This window comes from Pseudooceanicola lipolyticus, assembly GCF_002786325.1.
Lineage (GTDB): Bacteria > Pseudomonadota > Alphaproteobacteria > Rhodobacterales > Rhodobacteraceae > Pseudooceanicola_C > Pseudooceanicola_C lipolyticus.
The window spans coordinates 1-7,742 of record NZ_PGTB01000167.1 but is presented as its reverse complement, the minus strand read 5'-3'; the positions used below and the strand labels follow the sequence as shown (position 1 = coordinate 7,742).

The 7,742-nt window shown below is 65.4% G+C and carries 7 protein-coding genes; 5 read left to right on the top strand and 2 right to left on the bottom strand.

The window, feature by feature from the left end; all coding sequences use genetic code 11:
- From CVM52_RS27090 to katG, 4 genes are all read left to right on the top strand, one after another.
- Positions 1–1,152, top strand: a 1,152-nt coding sequence (locus CVM52_RS27090) for a hypothetical protein (RefSeq protein WP_100164481.1), incomplete at its 5' end; no start/stop codon positions are given.
- 72 nt (positions 1,153–1,224) lie between these two features.
- The gene (locus CVM52_RS21745; RefSeq protein ID WP_100164480.1) at positions 1,225–1,653 is read left to right on the top strand and encodes a VOC family protein; all 429 of its coding nucleotides are present in this window, start codon (positions 1,225–1,227) and stop codon (positions 1,651–1,653) included.
- Positions 1,653–2,369 (top strand): DUF1194 domain-containing protein, encoded by a 717-nt coding sequence (locus tag CVM52_RS21740; protein ID WP_240621026.1) that lies wholly within the window; start codon positions 1,653–1,655, stop codon positions 2,367–2,369. Before CVM52_RS21745 ends, CVM52_RS21740 begins: the two co-directional genes overlap by 1 nt.
- 590 nt (positions 2,370–2,959) lie before the next feature.
- Positions 2,960–5,134: a catalase/peroxidase HPI gene (katG, locus tag CVM52_RS21735; protein ID WP_100164478.1), complete on the top strand. Its 2,175-nt coding sequence runs from the start codon at positions 2,960–2,962 to the stop codon at positions 5,132–5,134.
- Positions 5,135–5,203: 69 nt separating this feature from the next.
- On the opposite strand, the gene CVM52_RS21730 is transcribed toward katG, so the two are convergent.
- Positions 5,204–5,455, bottom strand: coding sequence for a GlsB/YeaQ/YmgE family stress response membrane protein (locus tag CVM52_RS21730; protein ID WP_100164483.1), 252 nt, complete (start codon positions 5,453–5,455; stop codon positions 5,204–5,206).
- A gap of 160 nt (positions 5,456–5,615) precedes the next feature.
- On the opposite strand from CVM52_RS21730, the gene CVM52_RS21725 reads away from it, so the two are divergent.
- The gene (locus CVM52_RS21725) at positions 5,616–6,707 is read left to right on the top strand and encodes a zinc-binding metallopeptidase family protein (RefSeq protein ID WP_100164482.1); all 1,092 of its coding nucleotides are present in this window, start codon (positions 5,616–5,618) and stop codon (positions 6,705–6,707) included.
- Between the two features lie 337 nt (positions 6,708–7,044).
- Here the strand turns inward: CVM52_RS21725 and CVM52_RS21720 are convergent, their stop codons facing one another.
- Positions 7,045–7,740, bottom strand: coding sequence for a GNAT family N-acetyltransferase (locus tag CVM52_RS21720; RefSeq protein ID WP_100164477.1), 696 nt, complete (start codon positions 7,738–7,740; stop codon positions 7,045–7,047).
- Positions 7,741–7,742 lie beyond the last annotated feature (2 nt).

The window sequence follows — 7,742 nt, the reverse complement described above, 5'->3', positions numbered from 1 at the left end:
GCCGCGGCGCGCGCCTATCGCTTTGCCGAACCGGGGCCCGACCGGCTGCAGGCGGCGCAGCTGGCGGCGCAGCTGGCCTATGCCGAAGACCGTCCGACCCTGGCGCAGATCTGGCTGCGGCGCACCGCCATCCACACCCGCACCGAAGGCGAGGAACAGCAGCTGGCGCGCGATTACCAGGCGCTGCGCCGCCGCAATCCCTGGGCGTTTTCCCTGCGCGGCGAGCTGCGCCCGTCCAGCAATGTGAACAATGGCGCCGATTCGGCGGCCAACCTGATCAACGGCGTGCCCGATGGCGGCTTCATCCCCGGCAGCGCGCAGGCGCTGTCGGGGATGATTGGCGCGGTGGACCTGTTTTCCAGCTATCGGCTGCGCCATGACGCCACCAGCCTGACCACCGTGGCCGGGCGGCTGTACCTGCAGCGGGTGTCGCTGTCCGACTCGGCGCAGGTGCAGGCGCCGACTGTGCGCGACGCCGATTTCAGTTCGGATTATGCCGAGCTGTCGCTGCGCCATGCCTTTGCGGTCGGCCCGGCCGAGCGGCAGGGCTCGGCGCAGCTGGAGCTGGCGCTGGGGGAAAGCCGCTATGGCGGCGCCCGCAGTTTCCGCCTGTTGCGGCTGGAGGCGACGCGCAACTGGCGCCTGCCCGATGACAGCGCCCTGTCGCTGAGCGTGATGGCGGAGGACCGGTTCGAGGCCCGGTCGCGCAGCAATGACACGCTGATCCTGGGGTTGGACGCGGCCTGGCGCAAGACGCTGGGCAATGGCGACAGCCTGTCGCTGTCGCTGGCGCTGCGCGACTCGGATGCGGCGTTTATGAACGGCACCTACCGGTCGGCCACCGCGCGGGCCAGCTATTCCTTTGCGCAGCCGCTGGGCCCGGCCAAAGTGACCGCCGGGCTGGGGCTGGGCCAGTCCGACTATCCGCTGATCCGGGCCGGCTGCCGGGATTTCCCCTTTTGCCTGAACCCGATCCTGTCGCCGCGGCGCAACAGCGCGGTCTATGGCGACGTGACGCTGTTCTTCGAAGATTACGATTATGCCGGGTTTGCCCCCACGCTGCGGTTGCGGGCGGGGCGCAGCAGCTCGAATCTCAGCGCCTATTCCTCGCGCGAATTCTCGCTATCGCTGGGCGTGCAGTCGAAATTCTGAACGCGCCGGGCGCGACCACTGGCCCTTGGCGCGCAAAACGCTAGTCTCCGGGTCAGCATAAGGAGGGTGACGATGCCGCTGAAATATCTGCACACCATGGTCCGGGTGAAGGATCTGGAAAAATCCATGGCGTTCTATGAACTGCTGGGCCTGAAAGAGACCCGCCGCAGCGAAAGCGAGGCGGGGCGCTTTACCCTGGTGTTCATGGCGCCGGAGGGGCAGAAGGAATGCCCGGTCGAGCTGACCTATAACTGGGACGGCGACGACGGGTTGCCCTCGGACAGCCGCCATTTCGGCCACCTGGCCTATGGCGTCGACAATATCTACGAGACCTGCCAGCACCTGATGGACAATGGCGTGACCATCAACCGGCCGCCGCGCGACGGGCGCATGGCCTTTGTCCGCTCGCCCGACAACGTGTCGGTCGAGCTGTTGCAGAATGGCGAGGCGCTGCCGCCGGCCGAGCCCTGGGCCTCGATGGGCAATACCGGGCACTGGTGATGCGACGGGCCCTCTGCGCCCTGATAACGATGCTGCTGCTGGCCGGGCCGGCGGCGGCGATCGAATGCCGCCTGGCGCTGGCGCTGGCGCTGGACGTGTCGTCTTCGGTCGATGCCGAAGAGGACGCGCTGCAGCGCCGGGGGCTGGCGGCGGCGCTGATCGCGCCCGAGGTGCAGCGGGCGTTTTTCGCCGCTGACCTGGCCGTGGCGCTTGCGGTTTACGAATGGAGCGGGCGCTATAACCAGGCGCTGCTGATCGACTGGCAGATGATCGAAGGCCCCGCGACATTGCTGCGCCTGGCCGAAGCGATCGGCACCTCGAAACGCAGCCATAACGAGTTTCCCACCGCAATGGGCTATGCGCTGGGCTATGGCGCGACGCTACTGGAGCGGGGGCCGGACTGCTTGCAGCGCACCATCGACATGGCCGGCGATGGCGTCAACAACGAAGGCTTTTCGCCGCAACGCGCCTATATTGAGTTTCCCTTCGACGGGGTCACGGTGAACGGGCTGGTGGTAAATGCCGCCGATTTCGAATCCGAGGTCACGGTGATCGAGTTTTATCGCAACAAGGTGATTCACGGCCCCGGCGCGTTTCTGGAAATTGCCCAGGGCTTCGAGGATTACGAGCGCGCGATGCGCCGCAAGCTGGAACGCGAATTGCGCCCCAGGGCGGTGGGCGTGCTGGACCGGCACCGCGCCGCCGGGCCGGGATAGATCCCGTGAACGGCGCGCCCGGCAGCGCCGGCGCAGGGCCGGGCGATGCGCTTTGCCGCGGCACAGCGGACTGCGCCAGATGCCGGCCCAGTTCCGCACCAGGGTGATTCTGCGGCCGAACGTCTTTTTGGAGGGACTCTGCCGATGACCCGGCGGCGATGGTGCGCACACCGAAGCAAGAGCGCAAAAGCGTTGCGGTTTCTGCACTGCATTGACCCGGTTCCCGACCAGACCGAGCGGGGTTTTGCGCCCAGGCCGGCCCATCCAAGCGCAATAGGTTTTGATTATGAAAATCATCAGAAAATAGAACTTAAATAGATTGAACCTGCTTGTTAGAACCGTTTTAAAGAAGACGAGGAAGCCGCGGCGCTGGGGCGACCCACAACGCCACCGGCCGCAACATGGGAAAGACGGAGACCGGGAGCCAGAGCGATGGACCCGCCCTCCTGTGGAGGACCAACAGACACCGGGCAATCCGGCCGACCGCGCAACCGGACGTTGCGACGGGATCGATGACGGCTGCCCAGACCGAAATCCGTGCGCTTCGATTGCGAAGCCGATTCAGAAAACAGCCAAGATGGGAGTGAAAGATGGACGGAAATGATACCCCTGCCGGCAAATGCCCGGTGATGCATGGCTCGATGACGGCCCTTGGCACCAGCGTGACCAGCTGGTGGCCCAATGCGCTGAACTTCGACATCCTGCACCAACATGACAGCAAGTCGAACCCGCATTCGAAAGGGTTCAACTATCGCGAAGAGCTGAAGAAGCTGGATGTCGAGGCGCTGAAGGCCGATCTGCGCGCGCTGATGACCGACAGCCAGGAATGGTGGCCGGCCGATTGGGGCTCGTATGTGGGCATGTTCGCCCGCGTCGCCTGGCATGCTGCCGGGTCGTACCGGCTGGCCGATGGGCGCGGTGGCGCCGGCACCGGCAACCAGCGCTTTGCGCCGTTGAACTCGTGGCCGGATAACGTGAACACCGACAAGGGCCGCCGCCTGCTGTGGCCGATCAAGAAGAAATACGGCAACAAGATCAGTTGGGCCGACCTGATGATCCTGGCCGGCACCATCGCCTATGAGGAAGCCGGGCTGAAAACCTTCGGCTTTGCCTTCGGCCGCGAAGATATCTGGCACCCGGAAAAGGACACCTACTGGGGCGCCGAGAAGGAATGGCTCGCACCGTCCGGCCCCGACCGCTATGGCGATATCGAGGATCCCTCGACCATGGATGCGCCGCTGGCGGCGGTGCAGATGGGCCTGATCTATGTCAACCCCGAGGGGGTGAACGGCAATCCCGATCCGATGAAGACCGCGGCGCAGATCCGCGAGACCTTTGCCCGGATGGCGATGAATGACGAGGAAACCGCGGCGCTGACCGCTGGCGGCCACACCATCGGCAAAAGCCACGGCAACGGGTCCGCGGAAGACCTGTCGCCCGATCCGGAAGCCGCCGATCTGGAATACCAGGGCATCGGCTGGATGAACACCAAGGGCCGTGGCATCGGCCGCGACACCGTGGTCTCGGGCATCGAAGGCGCCTGGACCAAAGAGCCCACCAAGTGGGACATGGGCTGGTTCGACATGCTGTTCGGCCATGAATGGGAGCTGACGAAATCCCCCGCCGGTGCCAACCAGTGGAAGCCGGTCGACATCAAGGAAGAGGACATGCCCGTCGACGTCGAAGACCCGTCGATCAAGTGCATGCCGATGATGACCGATGCCGACATGGCGATGAAGGTCGATCCTGTCTATAACGCGATCTGCCAGAAATTCATGGCCGATCCGGAGTATTTCTCGGACACCTTTGCGCGGGCCTGGTTCAAGCTGACCCATCGCGACATGGGGCCGAAGGTGCGTTACCTGGGGCCCGACGTACCCGAGGAAGACCTGATCTGGCAGGATCCGGTCCCCGCCGGGCCGACCGGCTATGACGTTGCCGCGCTGAAGGCGAAGATCGCCGACAGCGGCCTGTCGATGGCGGAAATGGTCTCGACCGCCTGGGACAGCGCCCGGACCTATCGAGGCTCGGACATGCGGGGCGGCGCCAATGGCGCGCGTATCCGCCTGGCACCGCAGAAGGACTGGGAAGGCAACGAGCCCGAGCGCCTGGCCAAGGTGCTGTCGGTGCTGGAACCGCTGGCCGAAGCGGCCGGTGCGTCGATCGCCGATACCATCGTGCTGGCCGGCAATGTCGGGGTGGAACAGGCGGCCAAGGCGGCCGGTTTCGATGTCGAGGTGCCGTTCAGCCCGGGCCGTGGCGATGCCACCGACGAGATGACCGATGCCGAAAGCTTCGATCCGCTGGAACCGCTGGCCGATGGTTATCGCAACTTCCTCAAGGCGGATTACGACGTCAGCCCCGAGGCGATGATGCTGGACCGCACCCATCTGCTGGGCCTGACCGCAGCCGAGATGACCTGCCTGGTCGGCGGCATGCGGGCGATGGGCACCAACCATGGCGGCACCAAGCATGGCATGTTCACCGACCGTCCCGGCGCGCTGACCCAGGACTTCTTCGTGAACCTCACCGACATGGGCAACAGCTGGAAGCCGACCGGCAAGAACAGCTATGACATCGTCGACCGGGTGTCGGGCAAAACCAAGTGGACCGCCTCGCGGGTCGACCTGGTGTTCGGCTCGAACTCGATCCTGCGTGCCTATGCCGAGATCTATGCCCAGGACGACAGCGCCGAGAAGTTCGTGCAGGACTTCGTCGCGGCCTGGACCAAGGTGATGAACGCCGACCGGTTCGACATCGCCTGATCCGGCCGGATCGGACGGAAAGACTGCGGCGGTCCGGGATTTCCCGGGCCGCCATTTGCGTTTGCGGCGCTATTTCTGGATGGCGCGCACGCCGCCCACCAGGATGCAGGCGCCGATCACCCCGGCCACCAGATAGCCGATCCAGCCCCCGAAGCTGATGCCGAGGAAGCCGAACAGGAAACTCGCCAGCGCCGCGCCGACGATGCCGAGGATGATATTGAGGAAAATGCCGGTGTTGGTTTTCATCAGCGCCGACGCGATCCAGCCTGCCAGCCCGCCGACGATGATCGCCGCCACCCAGCCGATTCCCGCTTCGCCCATGTCGATCCCTCCTGTTGCGGTGAAACCCATTCACCCCTGAAAGAGTTTCCTGCAAAGCAGGCGTTTTGCAAGCCAGGTGGCCGATGCAGCCAATGGATTTGGCTCCGCGTTTGGCGCACTCTGCTGCAAGCGCTGTGGCCTAGAGCGGATGGGGATTCGCATGAAGCTGTTTCAATGCCAGAACTGCGGACAGGTGCTGTATTTCGAAAATACCGCCTGTCTGAACTGCGGCTTTTCGCTGGGCTATCTGCCCGGCGAGGACCGGATGGCCGCCGTCGAGGCGGATGGGCCGCTGTGGCGCGCGGTGGCGCCGCAGGGCCAGGCCGAGGCCGAGACGCGGCGCTGGCGGTTCTGCCGCAACTGGGAGCTGAGCGCCTGCAACTGGCTGGTTCCCGCCGAGGACAGCCAGGAGGCCGATGCCTATTGCACCGCCTGCCAGCACAACCGCACCGTGCCCGACCTGTCCGACCCCGACCGACACGCGCGCTGGCAGCGGATCGAGGCGGCCAAGCGGCGGCTGATCTACACGCTGATGCGGCTGGGCCTGCCGCGCCCGCATCCGGGCACCGGCGATCCCGAACCGCTGATCTTCGATTTCCTCGACGACGGTCCGAACGGCGACAAGAAGGTGATGACCGGCCATGACCGGGGCATCGTGACGCTGTCGCTGGCCGAGGCCGACGATTCCGCCCGCGAGAAGACCCGCAGCGAGATGGGCGAGGCCTATCGCACCCTGCTGGGCCATTTCCGCCACGAGATCGGCCATTACTACTGGGACCGGCTGGTGCGCGAGGGCGGCGCGCTGGAGGCGTTCCGCGCCATGTTCGGTGACGAGCGCGCCGATTACACCGCGGCGCTGGAACGGCACTACCGCGACGGGCCGCCGGCGGGCTGGGAGAATGCTTATGTTTCCGCCTATGCCACCATGCATCCCTGGGAGGACTGGGCCGAGACCTGGGCGCATTACCTGCATATGGTCGACACGCTGGAAACCGCCTCGACCCTGCGGATCAGTGTCGAGCCCGCGATCGCCGGCTCTGGCAACCTGTGGACCGAGATCGATTTCGACCCCTATGCGCCGCGCGACGCCGAGAGGCTGTTATCGGCCTGGATGCCGCTGACCGTGGCGCTGAACATGTTGAACCGGTCGATGGGACAGCGCGACCTGTACCCGTTTTCCCTGCCCGACCAGGTGCAGCGCAAGATCGCCTTCGTGCATGACCTGGTGGCCGGCTGGCGGGCGGCGGCGTGAGCGAGCATGGGGCGGCAAACTCCCGACAAATTCAGTCAACTATTTGATTTTATTTATCTTATTGACTTCGCCGATTCGGGGGCTTAGGTAGATTTCCAGACAGCAAGCCAGCCACGTGCCAGCCCGCCATCTGAATTTCCCCCATCCCTTCCGATGTTCACGTCCCGCCTTCCCGGACGGATCGCACCTGCCTTGCGGCAGGGGACATTTCATCGATGAAATGTGGCAAAAGTCATCGATGACTTTTGATCCGCAGCGCAACCTCCGGCCACCGGTCTGAAGACATTTCATCGATGAAATGTCGCAAAAGTTGTCGACAACTTTTGACCCCTTCGGGTCAGGACGTCACGGCCAGCAGCGGATCAGAGGCGGCGCGGATCGGTGCGGTCAGAGCACTGAGGCTCTGGCGCTGCTGCCCCTGCGCATCGAAGTTGTCCGGCGCCAGCCAGCGGTCATAGGCCGCGCGCAGCGCCGGCCATTCCTTGTCGATCGCCGCAAACCAGGCGGTGTCGCGGTTGCGGCCCTTGTAGACCAGCGCCTGGCGGAACACCCCTTCATAGGAAAAGCCCAGCCGCTGCGCCGCCGCGCGCGAGGGCCGGTTCAGCGCGTCGCATTTCCATTCATACCGGCGATAGCCGGCGTCGAAGGCCCAGCCCATCATCAGCACCATCGCCTCGGTTGCGGCGCGGGTGCGCTGCAGCGCGGGGGACAGGGTGATATGGCCGACCTCGATGGTGCCCGCCGCCGGGGTGATGCGCAGATAGGCGGCCACGCCGGCCACGGTGTCGGTTTCCAAGTTGCGGATAGCAAAGAACAGCGGATCGCCCTGCCCCGCCGCGCCGTGCATCCAGGCGCGATAGGCGTCAAGATCGGCAAACGGGCCGACCGGCATGTAATCCCACAGCCAGTCCGCGCCGGCAAAGGCCCGGAACAGCGGCGCGGCATGGGTCTCGGGCACAAGCGGTTCCAGCCGCGCGTAGCGGCCGGAAATGGGGGCGCGCCCCGGCACGGGCGGCGGGGTCCAGCCCGGCACGG